Origin of the sequence: Thalassospira povalilytica (assembly GCF_002844235.1) — a bacterium.
GTDB classification, from domain to species: domain Bacteria; phylum Pseudomonadota; class Alphaproteobacteria; order Rhodospirillales; family Thalassospiraceae; genus Thalassospira; species Thalassospira povalilytica.
The window spans coordinates 357628-379424 of the sequence record NZ_PGTS01000002.1 but is presented as its reverse complement, the minus strand read 5'-3'; the positions used below and the strand labels follow the sequence as shown (position 1 = coordinate 379424).

Below are 21797 nucleotides of genomic sequence, written 5' to 3'. Positions count from 1 at the left end.
ACCCGGTAGCCAGCAAAACGAGACAAAGTCACGAGTGGTTCTTTCCGCTCGTGACCTTCGTCGCGATTTTGGCGGCTTTACTGCGGTCAACAACGTCAATATCGACGTTCATCACGCCAAAGTGCATGCGCTGATTGGACCAAATGGCGCAGGCAAAACCACCGTATTCAATCTTCTGACAAAATTCCTGCAGCCGACCAGCGGCAAGATCACCCTGCTTGGCCAGGACATTACCAAGACCGCGCCTGCGCGCGTCGCGCGTATGGGATTGGTGCGATCTTTCCAGATTTCGGCAATTTTCCCTCATTTGACGGTACTGGAAAATATACGCGTCGCCCTTCAGCGTCCGGGTAATTTGTCGACACAGTTCTGGCTGCCTTTGTCCAAACTCGATGTTCTAAATGATCGGGCGATGGAACTTCTGACCTCGGTCGGTTTGCAAAATCAGTGCAACAGTCTTGCCGCGGACCTGTCCTATGGACGCAAGCGTGTGCTTGAAATCGCGACCACGCTGGCACTTGATCCGAAGGTTCTCCTTCTTGACGAACCAATGGCCGGTATGGGCGGCGAAGATGTCGGAATGGTCGCAGAACTCATAAGAGATGTTGCAAAAACGCGGGCCGTCCTGATGGTCGAGCATAACCTGAATGTTGTGTCTGACCTGTGTGACCACATCACCGTCCTGCAACGCGGTGAAATTCTGGCAGAGGGCGACTACGCCACCGTAAGCAATGACGAGCAAGTCAAGATCGCCTACATGGGGACGGACCATGACTGATAAAACTCTTCTCTCCGTTCGGGATCTCAATGCCTGGTACGATGAAAGTCACATCCTGCATGGTGTAAATCTGGAAGTCCGTGAAGGCGAAACCGTCACGATACTGGGTCGCAACGGTATGGGTAAGACAACCACCTTGCGTTCAATCGTCGGCATTCTGCGCAAACGTACCGGCACCATCAGCTTTGACGGTACCGACCTTATGAACCGCCCGCTTCATCATACTGCACGGGTGGGTATTGGCTTTGTCCCGGAAGAACGGGGAATTTTCTCGACTCTCAGTGTTGAGGAAAATCTTATGTTGCCCCCTGTCGTTTCCGATACCGGAATGACGGTAGAGGAAATCTATCAGCTTTTTCCGAACCTTAAGGAAAGACGTAACAGTCAGGGAACCAAGCTTTCCGGTGGTGAACAACAGATGCTTGCCATGGCACGCATGCTGCGTACCGGCGTCAAGATGCTGCTGCTTGATGAACCGACCGAAGGTCTCGCACCGGTAATTGTTCAACGCATCGGAGAAGTGCTGCAAACCCTAAAAGCACGTGGCATGACCATTTTGCTCGTTGAACAGAACTTCCGTTTTGCAAGCAAGATTGCCGACCGCTTCTACGTTATGGATCACGGGAAAGTGACAGACGGTTTTGATTTGGCGGAACTGCCCGCGAAAATGGAAACCCTGCACGAAGTTCTGGGAGTATGACGCCGTGATTATGATTTTTGGTATCCCAATTCAGGCGTTTCTCGGTCAGCTTCTGATCGGCCTGATCAATGGTTCGTTCTATGCCATGCTCAGTCTTGGGCTGGCGATTATTTTTGGCCTTTTGCGTGTCATCAATTTCGCGCATGGCGCACAATACATGATGGGCGCTTTCGCAGGTTTTCTTCTGCTGTCATGGGTCGGCGTCAATTACTGGTTTGCCCTTTTGCTGGCGCCGGTGATTGTTGGCTTGACCGGGATCGTCATTGAACGGTTTGCTTTGCGCCGTCTCTACAACCTGGATCATTTGTACGGTCTGCTGTTTACGTTTGGCCTTGCACTGGTGATAGAAGGCAGCTTCCGCTATTTCTATGGAACATCCGGCCAACCCTACGAGACACCCGAATTGCTGTCGGGCGGGGTCAATCTTGGCTTCATGTATTTGCCGATTTACCGCGGTTGGGTTGTTGTTGCTTCGCTGATCGTTTGTATCGGTACCTGGCTGTTGATCGAGAAGACAAAGCTTGGTTCCTATTTGCGTGCCGCAACCGAAAACCCGACGCTTGTGCAATCTTTCGGCATCAATGTCCCGTTCCTGCTGACGCTGACCTACGGGCTTGGCGCCGGGCTGGCGGCACTTGCCGGCATCATGGCAGCCCCGATCTATCAGGTCAGCCCGCTGATGGGCTCAAACCTTATTATTGTGGTTTTTGCCATCGTTGTTGTCGGCGGCATGGGATCTATCATGGGGGCGATTGTTACGGGCTATATGCTCGGCATTCTGGAAGGCCTGACCAAAGTATTCTATCCGGAAGCCTCCAACATCGTGATCTTTGTGATCATGGCCATTGTACTGTTGATCCGGCCTGCGGGTCTGTTTGGTCGGGATGCTTGATATGACTGAAATTAGTATGACCTCCGAAACACGCAATCAGACTGCAAACCGCGTCCAGATTGCGCTTATCATCGCACTGCTGATCGCGCTGATATTTGCGCCCTTCGTGTTGTATCCGGTTTTCCTGATGAAGGTGTTGTGCTTTGCACTGTTTGCCAGCGCCTTTAACCTTCTGCTGGGCTTTACGGGGCTTCTTTCCTTTGGCCATGCCGCCTTCTTTGGTGGTGCCGTCTATTTCACTGCACATGCGGTCAAGGAATGGGGCTTTTCGCCGGAAGCCGGAATTCTGCTTGGTGTGGCCGGTGCCGCTGTCATGGGTCTGGTGATCGGATTCTTCGCCATTCGCCGCCAAGGTATCTATTTCGCCATGATCACCCTGGCATTGTCGCAAATGTTCTTCTTCTTCTGCCTTCAGGCTGAATTCACCAAAGGTGAAGACGGGCTTCAAGGGGTTCCGCGCGGACATCTTCTTCGCTTCATCGATCTTAACGAGCCCCTGAACATGTATTTCTTTGTTCTTGGCGTCTTCGTTCTTGGCGTTTTTGCCGTCTGGCGGATCGTTCATTCCCCGTTTGGCATGATACTTCGTTCCATTCGGGAAAATGAAAATCGTGCAATTTCGCTTGGTTATTCGGTCAATCTTTACAAACTGGGTGCCTTTGTAATGTCTGCCGCACTTGCCGGTCTGGCTGGTGGTCTTAAGGCATTGGTTTTCCAGTTTGCCACCCTGACCGATGTTGCCTGGCAGATGTCGGGTGAAGTGATCCTTATGACATTGCTGGGTGGAATTGGTACCATATTTGGCCCGATTTTTGGCGCGGCCTTTGTGGTAACAGTCCAAAACTACCTCTCGACCACAGGCTTCCCGGTCACCGTTCTGACCGGCCTTATTTTCATCGTCTGCGTATTATTGTTCCGTCGCGGGATTGTCGGCGAATTTAATGCGTCAAACCTGGCTGTAAAGCTGGGCCTGAAATCCCCCAAATAGAGTATCAGGCGCATGGAGCAAAAATTCGACTACATCATTATCGGAGCAGGATCGGCCGGGTGCACATTGGCAAACCGTCTTTCGGAGATGGCTGATGCAAGCATCCTGTTGCTTGAAGCTGGCGGCAAGGATCGCAATCCCTGGATTCACATCCCGGTCGGCTACCTTTACTGCATTGGCAACCCGAACGTGGACTGGTGTTTCAACACCGTCCGCGAACCGGGGTTGAACGGCCGATCGCTTGGCTATCCGCGCGGCAAGGTTCTGGGCGGCTGTTCATCGATCAATGGCATGATCTATATGCGCGGTCAGGCCAATGATTATGACCAGTGGCGTCAATCGGGTTGTTCAAATTGGGGCTGGGACGATGTGCTGCCCTTTTTCAAGAAATCCGAAGATTATTACCGCGGTGCTGACGAATTGCACGGCGAAGGCGGCGAATGGCGGGTCGAACAGGCTCGCGTGCGCTGGGAAATCCTCGAAGCCTTTCAGGATGCTGCCGAACAGGCCGGCATTCCCAAGGTTCCCGACTTCAATCGTGGCACCAACGAAGGATCATCCTATTTCGATGTGAACCAGAAACGCGGTATTCGCTGGAACACATCAAAGGCGTTTTTGCGCCCTGCCCTTGATCGTAAAAACCTTGAAGTCCGAACCAACGCCCATGTCCGTCGGCTGATCATTGCTGATGGACGTGTCACCGGTGTTGAATATGAACGCGGCGGCAATATCGAAACGGTCTATGCCAATCGCGAAACCGTTCTGTCTGCCGGCTCTGTCGGGTCCCCGCAAATTCTTGAACTTTCCGGGATCGGGCGTGGTGACATTCTTCAGCAATATGGCATTGAACAGGCTGTCGACAGCCCGCAGGTCGGTGAAAACCTTCAGGATCACCTGCAATTGCGCTGCGCATTCAAGGTAAGCGGCATTCGAACCCTGAATGAAAAGGCCAGCAGCCTGTTTGGCAAGGCAAGCATCGCGCTGGAATATCTGTTCAACCAGTCCGGCCCGATGTCGATGGCGCCAAGCCAGCTGGGCATTTTCACGCGGTCTGACGCCTCGTTTGAAACGCCCAATTTGCAATATCATGTGCAGCCGCTGTCGCTTGAGAAATTCGGCGAACCGGTTCACCCGTTCCCGGCCTTTACTGCCAGTGTCTGCAATCTTCGCCCGCAAAGCCGGGGCAGCATCCATATCACCAGTCCGGATCACACCGAGCAGCCTGCCATTGCGCCAAATTACCTGTCCGCGGATGCCGATAAAAAGGTCGCCGCAGATTCCATCCGCCTGACGCGCAAAATTGCAAGCCAGCCGGCACTGTCTCCCTATGCCCCCGAAGAATTCAAACCCGGCCCCGCCTATGATAGCGAAGAAGACCTGATACGTGCCGCCGGTGATATCGGCACGACCATTTTCCATCCGGTGGGTACATGTCGGATGGGGGCGGATCCGGCATCGGTTGTTGATCCGGAATTGCGACTGCGCGGTCTTGACGGTTTGCGCATTGCCGATGCGTCAATCATGCCGACCATCGTGTCAGGCAACACAAATTCGCCAACCATCATGATCGCGGAAAAGGCCGCCGCGATGATCAAGGCATCTGCAACACAATAAAAAAAGCCGGGGTAATCCCCGGCTTTCCTTTTTCACAGATCATGCCCTGATGTTTTAGCCCTTAAGGCTGGCCACAATGCGTTCGCGCACCGCGGGTTCCGACCCGGTCGGGGCAACGTCACCATCGCCAATCACGATGGCTTCACGCAGCAATGCGGTCGCCTCGTCCAGTTGCGCCTGATCCCGGGTATGCGCGACACACAGGGGCGTTTCTGCTGAAACCGGCTGGCCGACCTTGATGAAATCGGTAAAGCCGACGGCGAAATCAATCTTCTGATCGGCACGCGTCCGCCCGCCCTTAAGCGCGACAAGTGCCAGACCAACCTTGCGGGCATCCATCGACAAGACGCGACCGGTCTTGGCCGCGGTGACGGCATTGGTCATCGGGGCCGCTTCAAGATAGTTGGCATGTTTTTCGACAAAGTCGTTCGGACCGCCCAGGCTGGCAACCATTTTGCCAAAGACCTCGGCCGCCTTGCCGCTTTCAAGCGCGTCTGTCGCCTGACGCAGACCTTCGGACACATCGGTGGCAACACCACTGACCGCCAGCATTTCGGCCGCCAACGCCATGGTCACATCATAGACACGCTGTTCCTGATGCTTACCGGTCAGGAAATCGATCGCCTCAACCATTTCAAGCGCATTGCCAACCGTATCGCCCAAAACCTGTTCCATATCAGTCAACAGGGCGACTGTCGGCACACCATTGCGGGTGGCAACTTCGGTGATGCTTTGCGCCAGTTCACGCGCGCGATCATATTCATTCATGAACGCACCCGACCCGAACTTCACATCCATCACCAGCGAATCAAGCCCGGCGGCGAGTTTCTTTGACAGGATGGATGCCGTAATCAGCGGAATGCTTTCGACCGTCGCCGTTACGTCGCGGATGCCATAAAAACGTTTATCTGCCGGCGCAAGGTCCGACGTCTGACCAATGATCGCACACCCGACCTCACGGGTCACTTTGGCGAATTCTTCAAGGGTCGGCGTGGTGCGGTATCCGGGGATGGAATCAAATTTATCAAGTGTTCCACCCGTGTGACCAAGTCCACGGCCCGAAATCATCGGAACAAATGCACCACATGCCCCGACAATCGGCCCCAGCATCAGGCTGACCTTGTCACCGACCCCACCGGTCGAATGTTTGTCAACCACCGGTCCGTCAAGTCCGAGCGCCTTCCAGTCAAGGACGGTGCCACTGTCACGCATATTGCGGGTAAGTGCGGCACGTTCGTCCATGGTCATGCCATTGAAAAACACCGCCATGGCAAGGGCCGCAACCTGTCCCTCGCTAATGCTGTCATCGGTGATGCCTTTGACGAAAAAGGCAATTTCTGCGTCTGTAAGAACTTCGCCTTCGCGTTTGCGGCGAATAATTTCCTGCGGCAGCATCTGCTGTCTCCTGCGCGCTTGTCGTTACTGTCTCAGACCGTTTTCCGGTCTTGGCCGCGTTTAGGCAGCACCTGAAAAATATTGAAGCAAGATCTTGATAAGATTGGCAGATCCTGTTTTGGACATTTCAAGTGTCTGCTCGTGGCTCAGCGGTGTTGCGCTCATGCCCGCGGCAAGGTTTGTGATATTTGAAATTGCTGCAACCTTGAAGCCAAGGCGACGCGCAAGAATGTTTTCCGGAACGGTCGACATCCCGACCGCATCCGCCCCAAGGGTCTTGAGCGCGCGGATTTCAGCCGGGGTTTCAAAGCTTGGCCCCGTGCACCAGCAATAGGTGCCTTCAAACAGCTTGATCCCCAGTTTGGCCGCCGTGTCATGAAGACCCGAACCGATTTCCGGATCATAAGGCACATCCATGCCGACAAAGCGGTCATTCCCGTGATAACCAATCAGCGGGTTCGGCCCAAACAGGCTGATATGATCGGTAATCAGCATCAGACTGCCCGGAACGGCTTCGGGCAGCAACGATCCGGCGGCATTGGTCAGAATAAGGCGTTCTGCCCCCAGTTCCCGCATGGTTTCAAGCGGTTCTGCCATCAAATCGGAACGACCATGTTCGTAATAATGCGCCCGTCCCTGCATCACCGCGACCGAAACACCACCAATCCGGCCAAGGACCAGCGTCCCGCCATGTCCGACAACGGTCGGGCGCGGAAAACCGGGCAAATCTTCATAGGAAATGCGGATTGCTTCGCTGACGGCATCAACAACCCCGCCAAGACCACTTCCAAGTACCAATGCCACCTCGGCCTTGAAGCCGGGTGCCTTTGCGGCGATCACGTCCAATGCAGCTTTTACGTTGCTCATTTGAGGTTCTCCGGACCAAAGGAATGTGGAATCAGTTCTTCACGCGACAAGGTCAACAGCGTTTCACCGGCATCATTGATGATAAAGATCGTTGCATCAGAACCGGTAAATTCGCGAATTTTCTGGCGGCAGCCACCACAAGGTGTGCAAGCAACATCGCCAAGACCAACAACCACGATCTCGTCGAACTTTGTTTCGCCCGCCAAGACCATTGCCGAAATCGCCCCGGCTTCGGCACAGACGCCTTCGGGATAGGCTGCATTTTCAACATTGCAGCCAGCAATGACTTTGCCCTCGGCTGTACGCAATGCGGCACCGACATGAAATTTTGAATAAGGCGCATAGGCCTTGTCGCGCGCCGCCAATGCAGCGTCAATCAGATCGCGCGGTGCCTTTTTCATCTCGCCCATTTACGTAATCCTGTTTGAAATTTCACACCGCCCCGAACGGGACAGTATCGGTTGACATGTAGTCATGATTAAAATTCTTGCAGCGGAAATCGCAAGAAAGTCCGGTCCGGCCGCCTATGTTGCGCAACCGGACCGGATCAGACTTAGCGTTCCTTCACATACGGACGGCCAAGCGCCTTTGGCGGAATGGCCCGTCCGATAAAGCCGGCCAGCAAAATCACCGTCAGCACATAGGGCAACGCCTGCACAAGCTGAACCGGGACTTCGCCAATCACCGGAAGAACAACACCCTGCAAGCGGGTTGCTGCCGCATCGAGGAAACCAAACAGCAAACAGGCCGCAAGTGCCGGGAACGGACGCCACTTGCCAAACACCATGGCAGCAAGCGCGATATAGCCTTTGCCTGCTGTCATGTCCTGAAGGAATGACGCCCCCTGCGCAGTCGAAAGATACGCGCCCGACATGCCGACAAGCACACCACTGCAAATCACTGCACGATAGCGCATGGCCACCACGCCGATACCTGCTGTATCAACCGCACCCGGGTTTTCCCCAACTGCCCGCAGGCGCAGACCAAATCGCGTGCGATACATCACCCACCATGCTGCCGGCACGGCAAGAAACGCGATATAGACCAGAATGTTATGCCCGCTTAGAAGCTCGAAATAGATCGGACCGATGATCGGAACATCCTTGACGGCCTCGGCACCGGGCAAGGTGATCGGCTGAAAACGGGCTGCTTTGTCAAGTGCCGGCGTTTTGCCGCCTTGTGCAAACAGGGCAATCCCGACCAATGCCGTCAAACCCGACATCAGGATATTGATCGCCATGCCTGATACGACCTGGTTGCCCTTATGGGTGATACAGGCAAAACCATGAAGCAATGACAACCCGATAGTGGTGGCAATTGCGGCCAGAAGACCGATCCACGGATCATCCATGTAAAAGGCCACAGCCGCCGCCGAGAACGCCCCGCCAAGCATCATGCCTTCAAGGGCCAGATTGATGGTCCCCGAACGTTCGGAAAACATGCCGGCAAGTGCCGCAAGGATAAGGGGTGTTGATGTACGAAGCGTCGCATCAAGCAACAGAATGACGAGTTCGAAATTTTCCATCACACGGCCTCCTGCGCGTCACGGCGCAAGCGCCACGCGGTGTACATCTTGGTCACGCGCGGACGGAACATATGTTCCATCGCCCCGGTAAACAGGATCACCAGGCCCTGAATAACCACCACCATGTCATTGGAAATGGTTGGAATTTCAAACGAAAGCTCCGCCCCGCCCTGATACAGCATGCCAAACAGCAACGCGGCCAGGAAGATACCGAACGGATGGTTGCGCCCCATCAGCGCCACAGCAATCCCGACAAAACCGTAACCGGCGGTAAAGTCGATCAGCAGACGGTGCTGAACCCCCATGATCTCGTTTAGCGCCATAAAGGATGCAAGCGCGCCTGAAATCATCATCGCAATAATGATAAACCGGCCCGGCTCAATCCCGGCATAGGTCGCGGCAACCGCATTGGCACCCACCGTTCTGATCGCATATCCCCAACGGGTATGCCAGATGAACAGCCAGACCATAACACTGGCCAAGATCGCATAGACAAAGGACAGGTTAAGCGGGCTTGACGCCATCTCGATCCCGAGCGCGCCTGCAATGTCATGGATGAAGGGCAAACGCAGATTTTCGGCGATCTGTTCGCTTTCCGGGGTCATTGATCCTTCGGGACGCAACACATTCACCAGCAAATATACCATCAGCGATGATGCGATGAAGTTGAACATGATCGTGGTGATCACGATGTGCGATCCGCGGCGGGCCTGCAAATAGGCCGGGATATAGGCCCAGGCCGCACCAAAGATCATCGCTGCAAGCATTCCGACCACAAGCATGATCGGAAAAGGCAGGAAATCAAGATACAGGGCGGCAAGCGTCACCCCAAGACCACCGACATAAGCCTGGCCTTCGGCACCGATATTGAACAGCCCGCAATGGAATGCGACCGCAAAGGCAAGCCCGGTAAAGATAAAGTTCGTGGTGTAATAAAGGGTGTAGCCCCATGCTTCTTCATAGCCGAACGCGCCATAAAGCAGGATTTCCACCACTTCTGCCGGGTTCTCGCCAATCGCAAGAACCACAAGACCCGAAACAACAAGCGCCAGCAAAAGGTTGAGGAGCGGCAATGCCCCCACATCAATCCAACGCGGCAACTGGACGGTCGTACTCATGACTGTCCCTCCACGGCTTTGGCTTCGCTCGGATCAACACCGGCCATCATTAGACCAAGCACACGTTCATTCGCATCAGATGCAGCAACTTCGCCGATGATCGCGCCATCGCACATCACCAGAATACGGTCGGCAAGCGACATGATTTCGTCAAGCTCCACGGACACCAGCAGAACGGCTTTGCCCGCGTCCCGCATGGCGACAATTCGTTTATGGATGAATTCGATGGCCCCGATATCGACACCACGGGTCGGCTGCCCGACCAAAAGCAATTCCGGGTCGCGCATGATTTCGCGCGCCAGAACAAGCTTCTGCTGGTTACCACCGGAAAAATTGGCAGCCTTAAGGTCCGGATTATCCGGGCGCACGTCAAATTCCGACATCATCTTTGCGGTCGCATCGGAAATCGCATGCCAATCAAGGAACACACCCTTCTGATAGGCCGGATCATCCTCGTAGCCCAAAATCGCTGCTTCTTTGGCCGAGAACGCGGTTACCATTGCCATGCGATGGCGATCTTCTGGCACATGCGCCACACCGCGACGGCGCAATTCGGCGGCATCAACACCCTTGCCCGGCGTGACATCCTGACCGTTAAGTTCAACAACGCCTTCGCTGGCCGCACGAATGCCGCCAAGTGCTTCAAGCAGCTCGCTCTGACCATTGCCGGAAACCCCGGCAATGCCGACGATTTCACCCGCACGAATGTCAAAGCTGGCATTCTTGACCTTGCGCACGCCCTGGGCATTTTCCACGCAAAGGTTTTCGACCTTAAGAACGGTATCTTTGGGCTGTGCCTGTTCTTTTTCCAGACGCAGCAACACCTTGCGACCGACCATTAATTCGGAAAGTTCTTCCGGACTGGTATCGGCGGTTTTGCGATGGGCAACCATCGCCCCCTGGCGCATGACAGAAACATTGTCCGTTGCAGCCATGATTTCACGCAGCTTGTGCGTAATCAGAACAACCGTCTTGCCCTGCTCTTTGAGGGTTTCAAGAATACGGAACAGATGGTCTGCTTCTTGCGGGGTCAGAACCCCGGTCGGTTCGTCCAAAATCAGGATTTCGGCCCCGCGGAACAGAGCCTTTAGAATTTCAACACGCTGCTGAAGACCGACCGACAGATCGCCGACAATGGCATCCGGGTCAATGTCGAGCGAATATTCACGCTCAAGACGATGAAGTTCTTCGCGGGCACGGTCAACACCGTCGCGCAGAACTGCACCACCTTCAACACCGAGAATTACGTTTTCAAGAACCGAAAATGTCTCGACCAGCATGAAATGCTGATGGACCATGCCAATCCCTGCGGCGATGGCATCTTCGGAACCTTTGATATCGCACAATTTGCCGTCGACATGGATGGTTCCCGCATCGGCCTGATAAAAGCCGTACAGAATGCTCATCAGGGTCGATTTGCCTGCGCCATTCTCACCCACGATACCGTGGATCGTTCCTTTATCGACCTTAAGATCGATTTCCTTGTTCGCGTGTACCGCTCCGAACCGCTTGTCAATGCCACGCAGTTCAATAGCGGGTTGCACGGCACCGGTTTCCCCGGTGCCGTGCATTTGATGCATCGTATCCGACACTACAAATCCCCGGTTTGCTTCAAGACTGCCTTATTGCGGGCAGGCGCTGTCGCTCATGTAGTCATGAACTTCAAGGCTGCCGGAAGTGATTGCTTCCTTCGCCTTGGCAACGGCATCTTTCATTTCAGCGGTAATGAGCTTCTCGTTGTTTTCATCAAGAGCCCAGTCAACACCACCTTCGGCCAGACCCAGAATGGTCAGCCCCGGCTGCCAGTTGTCACCGGCCGCAGCAGCGAATGCTTCGTAAACAGCAACGTCAACGCGCTTGAGCATCGATGTCAGAACCGAACCCGGATGCAGGGCATTCTGGTTGGAGTCAACGCCAATACCCAGTTTGCCGGCATCAGCAGCCGCCTGAAGAACACCAACGCCCGTACCACCAGCAGCGTGGTAAACAACATCAGCGCCACGGTCAAACTGCGACTTGGCCAGTTCGCCACCCTTTACCGGGTCGTTCCAGGCCGCACCGGTGGTGCCGGTCATGTTCTGGAAAACTTCTGCGCTCGGATCGGCGTATTTGACGCCCTGAACATAACCGCAGGCAAATTTGCGGATCAGCGGAATGTCCATACCGCCAACAAAGCCGACCTTGTGGGTTTCAGATGCCATTGCGGCAAGAACACCAACCAGGAACGAACCTTCATGTTCCTTGAACACGACGGACTGAACGTTCGGAAGATCGACAACCATGTCAACGATGGTGAACTTGGTGTCCGGGAATTCTTTGGCAACTTTTTCAAGCGCGGATGCCTGCGAGAAACCAATAGCAACGATCGGGTTCATGCCGCGACGTGCAAAGTTCCGCATTGCCTGTTCGCGCTGGGAATCGTTCTGGATTTCGAAGTCACGATACTCGGTACCGGTGTCTTCTTTGTATTTTTCTGCGCCGTTATATGCGCCCTGGTTAAACGAACGGTCAAAACGGCCACCCAGGTCATAGACCACTGCCGGTTTGATTTCTGCAGCCGAAGCGACACCCGCATAGCAGGCGACAGCCGCGACCACCGAGGTCAGAAGCTTTTTCATTCCGATGCCCTTCATTGCTTGAATTCTGATTATTCTTCCCGCCGGTGCCCTTAACCGGGGGAACTCCCTCATCGAAAACACATGATCACACCATATCGGGACGACTACGGTCCCTCAACCTTAGCTGTCCGCATGTTTATGGTGCGAACGCGTATGGTAACTACAAAATATAGTGCCCTGTAAATAGCAGACCATGCAAGGGAAAGACAAAAGCTGTCCAGCCGGTCAAAATTCGGCGGAACCAAATCAACCCCTCAATCCGGTTTCTGCGGGGTTTCCCTTAGTTTTATGATCCAACCGCCAATTCATCTGGCGAATTTCTGCGAAACATATTTTCTTGCCAGTCTTAATAATCCCGACTGTGAATTTTTTGCAAAATCGCCTTCCCCTACCCGATTTGCGGTCCGCCCGATTCTACAAAACGGCGATATTTGGGGCCATTCACATTGCGCGATGATCAAACTTTCACAGCGCCGTAATCAACCGGGCATACCGTCCCTATGAATTTGGTGCTACCATCCCGTGTTGGGGAACGCTTTACTCCCGATATCTTTGATCTGTCGTAGCACCCTTTCCCGTGAGGGACAGGAAAGGTGCCTATTTGCTGGAGAATAGTAATGAAACATAAGATTGCAGGATTGCTGTCGGCCTGCACCATGCTGACCCTTGGTGCAGGAAGCGCGTTGGCGGATTACGACTTGCGCATTCTTCACACCAACGACGTCCATGATCGCGTTGAATCGGTAACCAAATACAACAATACCTGTAAGGCCGAAGACGATGCCGAAGGCAAATGCTTTGGCGGATATGCCCGTCTTGCCACGGCCATCCGCGATGCCAAGGCCCAGGGCGGCAATGTGCTGGCCCTTGATGGCGGCGACCAGTTCCAGGGATCACTTTACTATTCGACCTACAAAGGCAAACTGACTGCACAGCTGATGGAAATGGCCGGCTATGACGCCATGACCATCGGCAACCACGAATTTGACGACGGCCCCGAAGTTCTCGAAGCTTTCATCAAAGCCAGCAAAATTCCGGTGCTGTCGGCCAACGTCCACCCGACCGCGGCATCCAGCCTCAAAGATGAAATCGCACCCGATACCATTATCGAACTTGGCGGCGAAAAAATCGGTCTGATCGGCATCACGACCGAAGAAACACCGGATATCTCAAGCCCGGGTGACAAGGTCGCCATCACAGATTCCGAAATGGCCCTGCGCTATTCCGTTGCGCGTCTGCGCCTTAAAGGTGTCAATAAAATCATCGTCATGAGCCATTCGGGATCCTACAAGGATTTTGAACTCGCACGCGCTGTCAGTGGCATTGACGTCATTGTCGGCGGTCACGACAACCAGCTGTTTTCAAACACCGATGAAAAGGCCAACTACCCCTACCCGGTTGTTGAAACCGCACCGGACGGCAAACCTGTTCTGGTCGTGCAGGCCTATGCATATAGCCGCTATCTTGGCGAGTTGAATGTAACCTTTGACGATAACGGTGTTGCGACTGCCTGGTCCGGCAACCCGATCGCCCTTGATGCCAGCGTCAAGCCCGCCGAAGATGTTCTGGCAGTCATTGCCGAGGCCAGCCAGAAGGTCGATGCCGTTCGCAACATCGAAGTCGGCAGCTTTACCACGGCTGCGGACGGGTCGCGTGAAACATGCCGCCATATGGAATGTTCAATGGGTTCCCTTGTGGCGGACGCCATGCTTTGGAAGGCCGGTGACGGTTATCAGATTGCCATTCAGAATGGGGGCGGTATCCGCGCCAGCATCGATGAGGGCACGGTCACCATGGGTGAAGTGCTGACCGTTTTGCCGTTCCAGAATGCGCTGGCAACATTCAAGCTGTCGGGCAAGGACGTTGTTGCATCCCTTGAACACGGCGTTTCCAAAGTTGACGAGGATAAAGGCCAGTTCCCGCAGGTGGCCGGTCTTAAATTTGATCTCGACCTGTCGCAGCCAGTCGGGTCGCGCGTTTCAAATGTCATGGTCGCCGAAGGTGACACCTTCGTTCCGATTGACATGAACAAGACATACGGCGTTGTTTCCAATGACTTCATGCGCAATGGCGGCGATGGTTATGCCCTGTTCCGTGACAATGCCACCGACGTTTATGACTTCGGCCCGAACCTTGAACAGGCCGTCGCCGACTATATCGGGATGAATTCGCCAATGACCCCGATGGCCAAAGACCGCATCATCATGAAGTAAACTGCTTCATCTGATCGGGAATACACATCGTGAATGCAAAGGGCGGCCGACACGGGTCGCCCTTTTTGTTTTTCTTGCCTTGGCAACCTGTCGCAGCTTATGACAGTCACCAATCGTGACATGCCCACACAAAGAGCGACATAACGTGATCACTCCGACTGCCAATATCCTTTGCTTTGGCGCGGCTCATTTTGACCGTACCCTGCAATGTACCGGCCATTATATTCCGGCTGCGTCGAACCCGGTTCGCACCCTGCATCGCAAGCCCGGTGGCGTTGCCCGCAACATCGCCGTTCATTTGCGATTGCTTGGCAACAATGTTGCGATGCTTGGCGCGGTTGGTGATGACGGTGATGGTGAACAGGTTATCGCAGCCCTTGCCGATCTTGGCATTGATACGCGACGGATGATCAAGCTCGAAGGCAAGCATACAGCGGGCTACACCGCGGTTCTCGATGAAACCGGTGAACTCGCGATGGGCATGATGGATGCCGAGGTGTATGACCTTCTGACGATTGACCGTCTGGCACCGCATCTTTCGAATTTTCAGGCATGGCCATGGTGGTTGATTGATGCCAACCTGCCGGCGCAAACCATTGCCTGGCTGGCTGAAAACAAGGGCACGGCAAAGATGTGTGCTGCCACTGTCTCCCCAAGCAAGGCGGTGCGTTTCAAGGATGTGTTGGGCAAGCTTGATCTGTTGATTACCAACCGCGCCGAAGCACAAATTCTGACCGGCATTGAAATCAACGACAAAAGCCAGGCCAAAACCGCCATTGAACTTTTGCGAGGCAAAGGTGTCCCCGATGTTATTATCACCCTTGGCGCGACCGGTGTTGTTTCCTCAACCGGACTTGAAACGTCTTTCTGGTCGCCGCTTCCGACCCGGGTGCGTGATGTGAATGGTGCGGGTGATGCCTTCTATTCCGGGTTTCTGGCATCCTATGCCAAACCGGGCACCAGCTTTGATGCCGCGATTGCGTCAGGCCTTGCCATGGCAAGCCTGACTGCGGAAACCGACGGCACGACGGTCTGGAACCTGACACAGGACGCGGTTTCAAGCCGGGCTGCGCAGGCACGTAAAACATCTCTTTAGGGGCTGTCCGTTTCGGGGATGCCCGCGTGATCGCTGCTAGGTGATTGCAAGGTCCGTCCAAGCCGGGTAGCTTGTCTGAAATTCAAATTCAAACTGGAGCCGTTCCGATGCATCCGTTCTTCATTTTCGTAAAATGTGAACTTGGCAAAGCCTATGACGTGGCCGCAGACCTTGTGGAAGAAGTCGAAGGTGTGTCGGAAGTCTATTCGATCTCCGGCCCGTTTGAACTTCTGGTCAAGGTCTATGTCGAAGACGAACAGGATATCGGGCGCTATGTGAATGAACAGATCCACAAGCTGCCCAACATCAAGGACACCCAGACCATCATTACCTTCAATGCCTTCACCTGATTGATCTGATCCCGGATCAACAAGGCCAAAACGACGTGCGCGGCGACATTATTCGCCGCGTTTTTTTTCTGATTTGACGACCTACCGGTTACGTACCACGTCGCGGATAATATCAAGAATAAGGTTGGTTCCCCGCTCAATCAGAACCACGTCATCACCGATAATCTGGCGGACTGCGCCATCCGTGCGATTTGGCAATTTTGATTCAAGGTTCGCTGGCAAATCACGCTTTGCAATGCCCGGCGGCAACGTACCGCCCCGCTCAAGCTTCATCGCAATGCCTGGCGGAAGGCCCTTGTTGCCTTTTCCTTTATCGCCTTTGCCACCTTTGGAACCATTGTTGCGATCACTGTCTTCGCCTGTTGCGATATCAAGCACTTCGCGAATGATCTGACGTTCTTCGTCCGAGAAAACGCCGCCACCCTGTGCAATTTCGACAGGTTCATGCAGATGCAGACCGGCTGCCGTATGTGATTGGGCCATCGAAACCGGCAAGAGGATCGCAATCACTGCAATCGATACGATCGCGGCAAACCCCGGGATATGGCGCTGTTCAGACATTTCACCCTCAATCACTGTAGCACTTTGTTTATCAAAAGATATTGTTTGCGGCCCCGATTACGAGATCCACACAACAGAATAACGATTTTGATAGGGATTTTCTGCCATCAGGAAAAAGAAAAAAGCACCCTTCTGGGGTGCTTTAATCAATGGCGGGCAAAGAGGGATTCGAACCCTCGATAGGGCTTGTCACCCTATACTCCCTTAGCAGGGGAGCGCCTTCAGCCACTCGGCCATTTGCCCTGTATGTCTTTGGTGTTCCCTGCGGAACGACGCCTTTCTTAAACACCGTCATGGCGCATGTCAATGCCCGAAACCGGCCTTGATGACGTTTTATTTTTAACAGGCCTTCCAAATAAAACCAGCAGCTTTTTGACCGCCCTGCCCATGAAATTTTCTGGTTGATGGGCAAAACTGTCTTCAAACCATCATAAAGCTGTCATCGGCTGGAAAAAAACAGCTGTCATAAAGCCTTGGTCGATTGGTCTTACATTGTCACCCGACACAAATGCTGGTTGGAGAAAGATGCGCACCATCTATCAAAGCACCGATGATTTCGGGCATACCCTCCGCGCCCTGAAATTGATCAAGGAAGGTCATAACGATCCGGTCTATATGGGCCTGGTCATTCAGGATCGCGAAGTGCTGTTCCGTACCCGTGAAAACAGCTCTCGCGAATTTGTTTTGCAGAAGATCAAGGAATTCGTTGCCGGCAACGCCGCATCGTTTGAATCACAACCGGCCTGATGGCCGGTTTTTTTATTGGCCGGACAGCATCGTTACAGAACGTGATCCGGCGCGAAACGATTGAGTTTTTCAGTCGCGCCGGGGCGAAACTCCCCGTTTGCCCCGCAACTTCACCGCCGGTCCTCATGACCGGCGGTTCCTTTTATCTTTTTCAAGCCCCGGCCTGTGCGGCTGATCGCTGCGCGACCAGCCCGCGCCACATCAAAACCATCGCAACCACAAGAACGGGCACCACGCCGTAATTCACCGGGATCCACCCTGCCCCGGCGATCAAAGCGCCACTGGCGATCGAGGCCGCAGTTGCCGTGATGCTGTTGCCAAGCTCCATCAGGCTTTGCGCATGTCCGCGTTCGGATGGATCATGTCCCGCACCAAGCATGGTCGTCCCCGCCAGCAACATCATGTTCCAGCCAATCCCAAGCAGGAATGAACTGATCAGAAACGCTTCTGCCGATATGTCCGTCACAGCAAAACCGACACTGATCAGCAAGATGCCAACACCAAGGGATGCCACCCGATGCGCGCCGAACCGGTCAATCATCGGGCCTGCGACAAAGGCAGGCAGGAACATGCCGATCAGATGCCAACGGATGACGTTGGCCGATACATCAATATCAAACCCGCAATATTTCATCGCAAGTGGCGTTGCCGTCATGACAAGGATCATGATCCCGTGCCCGGCTGCACTTACGGCAATGGCCCCGCGGATTACCGGTCGCCGCAAAAGTGTGGCCATTACGGTCCAGCTTGATCCGGATCGCGCCGGAATGCCGCCATCGGGCAACATGATCGTTATGATCGCAGCCATCGCTGCCAAACCGGCAAGTGCGACATAGGCACCGGCAAACGGTACGGGCAGGAAATCACGACTGAACCCGGCGATTTCCGGCGCAACAAGTGCGGCCAGGACACCACCCCCGACAACCAGTGCCGCCGCCCGGCCACTTTGTGTTTTATCGACGGCCTCGATCGCGGCATAGCGATAATACATGGCCGATGCCTGATAGGTACCAATCAACAAGGGTGCCAATGCCACCAACCAGAACTGCCCGATATAAATACCGGCCGCCAGAAGCAACCCGCCCGCCACACCACAAAGCGCACCGAGAAAAAGGCCGACACGCCGGCCACGCCGTTGCATCACCATGGCAAGCGGATGAACCGACATAAGATTGCCAAGCATCAAAACACCAAGCGGTAATGTCGCAAGCCCGGCACTTGGCGCAAGCGACACCCCGACAAGCGCGGTCAGGGTAATTCCGATCAACGAACAGGACCAGTAAAGGGCCTGTGCAATAAACAGCAGACGCACCGCGCCATTGGTCAGTAACAACATGTTGCCAACTCCGAAAAAATCAAACTGTGTTGAATTGATCAGGCAATCTGCCTGATGCCGGTACCGTGCGGGCTAGATTGCGCCCGCATACGGTTTTCGGGCGAACCGCTCGGCATATTCCTGCGGGCTGACCGACAGATGTCGCTGAAAGGCCCGGCGCAAGGTTTCCGGATGCCTGAAACCGCACAATTCGGCGACCCGCGATACTGTAATCCCGTCATCTTGCAGCAAGGCACGTGCGGCTTCGACCCGGATACGTTCGACATAGCGTGCCGGGCTCATTCCAAGGTCGCGGCTAAAGACCCGTGAAAAGGTTCGCGGTGTCATACCCGCCCGACCGGCCAGCGTTTCAAGCGACAAATCTTCTGCCAGATTGGCCGGCAACCATTCCAGCAACCCGGCCAAGCGGGTGGTCGCCCCGCCTTCCGGCGTCAGATAGGCACTGAATTGCGCCTGCCCGCCCGGCCGTTTAAGAAACATCACAAGCCGCCGCGCAACCGATAACGCCAGTGCCCGACCGTAATCGGCCTCGACAATTGCAAGGGCAAGATCAATGCCCGCCGTCACCCCGGCCGATGTAAAGACATGCGGGTCACCGTCATATCCGGTCGGATCATAACTGTGCAGTCGATCTGCCATCAGATGAATGGCCGGATAATCACGGATCATCTGATCACAGCGCGACCAGTGCGTTGTCGCCATGCGCCCGTTCAGAAGCCCGGCCTCGGCCAGGATCAGCGCGCCTGAACAAACAGATCCAAGGCGCGGAATGACTTTTTCCGCAGCACAGAGCCATTCAAGAAAATCATGGTCATCAAAGAAACGCGCAACCCCGTCCCCACCGGGCACAAGCAACGTATCAACCGTCGAAAGATCAAGATCCTGCCAGCCACAATCGGCATAAAGCTGCACCCCGCAGGACGTCCTGACCGGACCAGACCGGGAGGCTGTGACAAGCACGTCATATCCTGCTGCCCGCCCGGTTCGGGTCAATTCGTCATTAGCGGAACCAAAAACCTGAAGCGGCCCGACGACATCGAGGCTCATCACCCGGTCATAGGCATGGCAGACGATCAATCGTCTTGGGGTTTCTGATTTTGCGGCTGTTTTGGATACTGACATGCGGACACCTCGCTGGATTGATCCAAGCATGCCGCAAACAGGTTTTGGCAACAATGACAAACACCCCACGAATTTTGCCAAATGGCATCGCGGGGTGTTTGCAATCAGATCAGAAATGCAGTGGGCTGGCGGTCAGAACCCGCTTCGTTGCAGCAACGCATAAAAATCGCGGATCGTACCTTCCTTGGCGGTCATATCCTTGATGTCATCAACCAGCTTGTCGGTAAAGTTGGGCTGTTTCAGATATCCAACCACCCTTTTTCGCGCCATTGCCGCCGATTTACCTTCGATCAGGACGCCGCTGGAACAGAATTGCACAAGCATATAGGCACGCTTGCGCAGATGCAGAGACGGATTATCAATCCGCTCGATCACCTTTTCACGCACCAGATATTCTGCCAGTCCATCATCAAGCTTGGCACCAATTTGGGTCTTTTGGTCTTCGGGCAGGTTGCTCTCGCTGAGCAGGTCATTCATATGCTTGACCGTTGCCATCTTGTCGCGCGGTTTGGATTCCGGATCACAAAAAGCCCGCAAGGCCCGCATATCCTTTACCGCGTCCTGCATCATGACATACAGCTCGTCTGCGAAATCTTCGACGATGCCGCTATTGGCGACCGCAATCAGCCAGGTCAGCTTGCGATAGTTGGGGATCAGGCGGCCGTTGATCTCGGCAACACCTTCGATCAGGGCACGTGGACCACCAACATTGCGCAACCGCGCACCGCGTTCTGCGATGGCTTCGACCATCGGGGTGCCATAAACAACGCCGCGCTCCGTGATCAGACGATCAAGAATGCCAATCAGCGGATCGGGATCACTTTCATGGCGGGTCAGGTTGTTGGCACTGCGCAACTCGCGTACGACGTAATCAAACATCGCTTCCTGACTGGTCGACAACAGCCCGGATCCGAATAACGGGTTGAGCAGTTCAAGAATATCATCCGCGGCCCCGCGATTGCCTTTTGCTCGACCAAGAGCCAGATCGATATGAAGCGTCACCGCTTCGCCAAAGCTGCGTGAACTTCCCAGCAATTCCTTAAGCGCGACCGGTGATCCCAGAATATCGGCAATCACGTCATCAAGCATCTTGCGGGCGGCTTCGTCTTTTTCGTCGCCTTTGACCTTCAGGGCAAGATCAAGCTTCCCCACCCAGTTGCGGGTTGATGACAGAACGCGTGTTAGCGCTACCATCGTCAGGAAATCAGTATCTTCGGCCAGGTTAAGACGACGAATTTCGTCGCGCACTTCCGAGATGGTGGCGTCTTCGAATGCCGGCAGATCAACCTTTTCAACTTCGCGGGCGCGCGCAGACAATTGTTCGATCGCGCCATGAAGGTTGTTCATCGCCTCGATATGGTCGCCATCGGTCGCCTTGGCATGCAAACCGGCAACCTTGTCGACAGCCGTCGGCATCAAGGTGTCATGGAACATCAACTTGCGGAGGTTCTGGTAATTATACATTACCTCGCAAGGAGTCAGAATTTCCTGTTCGAAATATTTGCGCAGCAACCGGTTGATGGTTGCGCGGCTTTCTTTCTGCAAAAGGTCGTTGTCGGTCTCGCAAAGCGGCGCTTCATCGATCGAAGAAACACGGACGTCTTCTTCTTCGCTGTCACCTGCCCCTTCTTTTTCCAGAAGAACCTTTTCAACATGACGACCATCGCCGCGTTCCCAGTTACGGACCACGCGTACGGCAGACACCTTGGTTTTCAGAACCTTTTCTGCTTCTGAAACCGCTTCTTTTTCGACGTCAAATGTCGAGTGGATGATCCAGCGATCCCCCCGCTGAACCAATACTTCAAATGTCGTATCCGACATGATGCGCTCTGGCTCCCTAACTTCCTGTTTGGGCGGCATTTACTTGCCGGTAATCA

20 protein-coding genes and 1 tRNA gene are annotated in these 21797 nt (G+C 54.4%); 9 read left to right on the top strand and 12 right to left on the bottom strand.

Going from position 1 to position 21797, the window contains the following annotated elements:
* Positions 1-34: 34 nt before the first annotated feature.
* From CU041_RS06015 to CU041_RS05995, 5 genes are read left to right on the top strand one after another with little or no spacing between them, the layout of a single operon-like run.
* Positions 35-778 (top strand): ABC transporter ATP-binding protein, encoded by a 744-nt coding sequence (locus CU041_RS06015; RefSeq protein WP_324788806.1) that lies wholly within the window; start codon positions 35-37, stop codon positions 776-778.
* Positions 771-1478, top strand: a complete 708-nt coding sequence (locus CU041_RS06010; RefSeq protein WP_101246134.1) for an ABC transporter ATP-binding protein — start codon at positions 771-773, stop codon at positions 1476-1478. The genes CU041_RS06015 and CU041_RS06010 overlap by 8 nt, the downstream gene beginning before the upstream one ends.
* A 10-nt stretch (positions 1479-1488) precedes the next feature.
* A complete protein-coding gene (locus tag CU041_RS06005; RefSeq protein ID WP_197460836.1) occupies positions 1489-2370 on the top strand; it encodes a branched-chain amino acid ABC transporter permease in 882 nt (293 codons plus the stop codon).
* 16 nt (positions 2371-2386) lie between these two features.
* Positions 2387-3358 (top strand): branched-chain amino acid ABC transporter permease, encoded by a 972-nt coding sequence (locus tag CU041_RS06000; RefSeq protein ID WP_233433048.1) that lies wholly within the window; start codon positions 2387-2389, stop codon positions 3356-3358.
* Between the two features lie 12 nt (positions 3359-3370).
* Complete coding sequence (locus CU041_RS05995) at positions 3371-4972, top strand: GMC family oxidoreductase (protein WP_101246132.1); 1602 nt, start codon at positions 3371-3373, stop codon at positions 4970-4972.
* A 54-nt stretch (positions 4973-5026) separates the two neighbouring features.
* Here the strand turns inward: CU041_RS05995 and deoA are convergent, their stop codons facing one another.
* From deoA to CU041_RS05960, 7 genes are all read right to left on the bottom strand, one after another.
* Positions 5027-6367, bottom strand: coding sequence for a thymidine phosphorylase (gene deoA / locus CU041_RS05990; RefSeq protein ID WP_101246131.1), 1341 nt, complete (start codon positions 6365-6367; stop codon positions 5027-5029).
* A gap of 60 nt (positions 6368-6427) precedes the next feature.
* Positions 6428-7234 (bottom strand): purine-nucleoside phosphorylase, encoded by an 807-nt coding sequence (locus CU041_RS05985; RefSeq protein ID WP_068519190.1) that lies wholly within the window; start codon positions 7232-7234, stop codon positions 6428-6430.
* Positions 7231-7644 (bottom strand): cytidine deaminase, encoded by a 414-nt coding sequence (locus tag CU041_RS05980; RefSeq protein ID WP_101246130.1) that lies wholly within the window; start codon positions 7642-7644, stop codon positions 7231-7233. The genes CU041_RS05985 and CU041_RS05980 overlap by 4 nt, the downstream gene beginning before the upstream one ends.
* Before the next feature lie 143 nt (positions 7645-7787).
* A complete protein-coding gene (locus CU041_RS05975) occupies positions 7788-8759 on the bottom strand; it encodes an ABC transporter permease (protein WP_068519191.1) in 972 nt (323 codons plus the stop codon).
* Complete coding sequence (locus tag CU041_RS05970; RefSeq protein ID WP_068519192.1) at positions 8759-9877, bottom strand: ABC transporter permease; 1119 nt, start codon at positions 9875-9877, stop codon at positions 8759-8761. The genes CU041_RS05975 and CU041_RS05970 overlap by 1 nt, the downstream gene beginning before the upstream one ends.
* Positions 9874-11457 carry an ABC transporter ATP-binding protein gene (locus CU041_RS05965; protein ID WP_101246129.1) on the bottom strand — a complete coding sequence of 528 codons (1584 nt, stop codon included), beginning with the start codon at positions 11455-11457 and terminating at the stop codon, positions 9874-9876. The genes CU041_RS05970 and CU041_RS05965 overlap by 4 nt, the downstream gene beginning before the upstream one ends.
* 42 nt (positions 11458-11499) lie before the next feature.
* Positions 11500-12495 (bottom strand): BMP family lipoprotein, encoded by a 996-nt coding sequence (locus CU041_RS05960; RefSeq protein ID WP_068519222.1) that lies wholly within the window; start codon positions 12493-12495, stop codon positions 11500-11502.
* A gap of 617 nt (positions 12496-13112) precedes the next feature.
* Here CU041_RS05960 and CU041_RS05955 point away from each other — a divergent pair.
* The 3 genes from CU041_RS05955 (at position 13113) to CU041_RS05945 (ending at position 16154) form a co-directional block, all read left to right on the top strand.
* On the top strand, positions 13113-14708 hold the full coding sequence (locus CU041_RS05955; protein ID WP_101246128.1) for a bifunctional metallophosphatase/5'-nucleotidase: 1596 nt from the start codon (positions 13113-13115) through the stop codon (positions 14706-14708).
* A gap of 145 nt (positions 14709-14853) precedes the next feature.
* Positions 14854-15804, top strand: a complete 951-nt coding sequence (locus CU041_RS05950) for a carbohydrate kinase family protein (protein WP_228195381.1) — start codon at positions 14854-14856, stop codon at positions 15802-15804.
* Between the two features lie 107 nt (positions 15805-15911).
* Entirely contained in the window at positions 15912-16154 is a 243-nt protein-coding gene (locus CU041_RS05945; RefSeq protein ID WP_033069566.1) for an Lrp/AsnC ligand binding domain-containing protein, read from the top strand.
* Between the two features lie 81 nt (positions 16155-16235).
* Here the strand turns inward: CU041_RS05945 and CU041_RS05940 are convergent, their stop codons facing one another.
* Positions 16236-16715: a hypothetical protein gene (locus CU041_RS05940; RefSeq protein WP_212733771.1), complete on the bottom strand. Its 480-nt coding sequence runs from the start codon at positions 16713-16715 to the stop codon at positions 16236-16238.
* Between the two features lie 150 nt (positions 16716-16865).
* Positions 16866-16958 (bottom strand) — tRNA-Ser (locus tag CU041_RS05935).
* 282 nt (positions 16959-17240) lie between these two features.
* On the opposite strand from CU041_RS05935, the gene CU041_RS05930 reads away from it, so the two are divergent.
* A complete protein-coding gene (locus tag CU041_RS05930; RefSeq protein ID WP_068519195.1) occupies positions 17241-17462 on the top strand; it encodes a hypothetical protein in 222 nt (73 codons plus the stop codon).
* A 151-nt stretch (positions 17463-17613) separates the two neighbouring features.
* Here the strand turns inward: CU041_RS05930 and CU041_RS05925 are convergent, their stop codons facing one another.
* The 3 genes from CU041_RS05925 to CU041_RS05915 all read right to left on the bottom strand — a co-directional run bounded on the left by CU041_RS05925 (position 17614) and on the right by CU041_RS05915 (position 21741).
* The gene (locus tag CU041_RS05925) at positions 17614-18798 is read right to left on the bottom strand and encodes an MFS transporter (protein WP_101246127.1); all 1185 of its coding nucleotides are present in this window, start codon (positions 18796-18798) and stop codon (positions 17614-17616) included.
* Positions 18799-18870: 72 nt separating this feature from the next.
* Positions 18871-19920: a GlxA family transcriptional regulator gene (locus CU041_RS05920; RefSeq protein ID WP_101246443.1), complete on the bottom strand. Its 1050-nt coding sequence runs from the start codon at positions 19918-19920 to the stop codon at positions 18871-18873.
* Positions 19921-20052: 132 nt separating this feature from the next.
* Positions 20053-21741: a hypothetical protein gene (locus CU041_RS05915; protein ID WP_101246126.1), complete on the bottom strand. Its 1689-nt coding sequence runs from the start codon at positions 21739-21741 to the stop codon at positions 20053-20055.
* Positions 21742-21797: the final 56 nt, after the last annotated feature.

Bases quoted from the DNA above. Each gene is read 5' to 3' on its own strand.
- CU041_RS05945 (WP_033069566.1), top strand. From the start codon at position 15,912: ATGCATCCGTTCTTCATTTTCGTAAAATGTGAACTTGGCAAAGCCTAT.
- deoA (WP_101246131.1), bottom strand. From the start codon at position 6,367: ATGCTGCCGCAGGAAATTATTCGCCGCAAACGCGAAGGCGAAGTTCTT.
- CU041_RS05975 (WP_068519191.1), bottom strand. From the start codon at position 8,759: ATGGAAAATTTCGAACTCGTCATTCTGTTGCTTGATGCGACGCTTCGT.
- CU041_RS06005 (WP_197460836.1), top strand. From the start codon at position 1,489: ATGATTTTTGGTATCCCAATTCAGGCGTTTCTCGGTCAGCTTCTGATC.
- CU041_RS06010 (WP_101246134.1), top strand. From the start codon at position 771: ATGACTGATAAAACTCTTCTCTCCGTTCGGGATCTCAATGCCTGGTAC.
- CU041_RS05970 (WP_068519192.1), bottom strand. From the start codon at position 9,877: ATGAGTACGACCGTCCAGTTGCCGCGTTGGATTGATGTGGGGGCATTG.
- CU041_RS06000 (WP_233433048.1), top strand. From the start codon at position 2,387: ATGACCTCCGAAACACGCAATCAGACTGCAAACCGCGTCCAGATTGCG.
- CU041_RS05995 (WP_101246132.1), top strand. From the start codon at position 3,371: ATGGAGCAAAAATTCGACTACATCATTATCGGAGCAGGATCGGCCGGG.
- CU041_RS05980 (WP_101246130.1), bottom strand. From the start codon at position 7,644: ATGGGCGAGATGAAAAAGGCACCGCGCGATCTGATTGACGCTGCATTG.
- CU041_RS05965 (WP_101246129.1), bottom strand. From the start codon at position 11,457: ATGCATCAAATGCACGGCACCGGGGAAACCGGTGCCGTGCAACCCGCT.
- CU041_RS05915 (WP_101246126.1), bottom strand. From the start codon at position 21,741: ATGTCGGATACGACATTTGAAGTATTGGTTCAGCGGGGGGATCGCTGG.
- CU041_RS05930 (WP_068519195.1), top strand. From the start codon at position 17,241: ATGCGCACCATCTATCAAAGCACCGATGATTTCGGGCATACCCTCCGC.
- CU041_RS05955 (WP_101246128.1), top strand. From the start codon at position 13,113: ATGAAACATAAGATTGCAGGATTGCTGTCGGCCTGCACCATGCTGACC.
- CU041_RS05960 (WP_068519222.1), bottom strand. From the start codon at position 12,495: ATGAAAAAGCTTCTGACCTCGGTGGTCGCGGCTGTCGCCTGCTATGCG.
- CU041_RS05925 (WP_101246127.1), bottom strand. From the start codon at position 18,798: ATGTTGTTACTGACCAATGGCGCGGTGCGTCTGCTGTTTATTGCACAG.
- CU041_RS05940 (WP_212733771.1), bottom strand. From the start codon at position 16,715: ATGTCTGAACAGCGCCATATCCCGGGGTTTGCCGCGATCGTATCGATT.
- CU041_RS05985 (WP_068519190.1), bottom strand. From the start codon at position 7,234: ATGAGCAACGTAAAAGCTGCATTGGACGTGATCGCCGCAAAGGCACCC.
- CU041_RS05920 (WP_101246443.1), bottom strand. From the start codon at position 19,920: ATGTCAGTATCCAAAACAGCCGCAAAATCAGAAACCCCAAGACGATTG.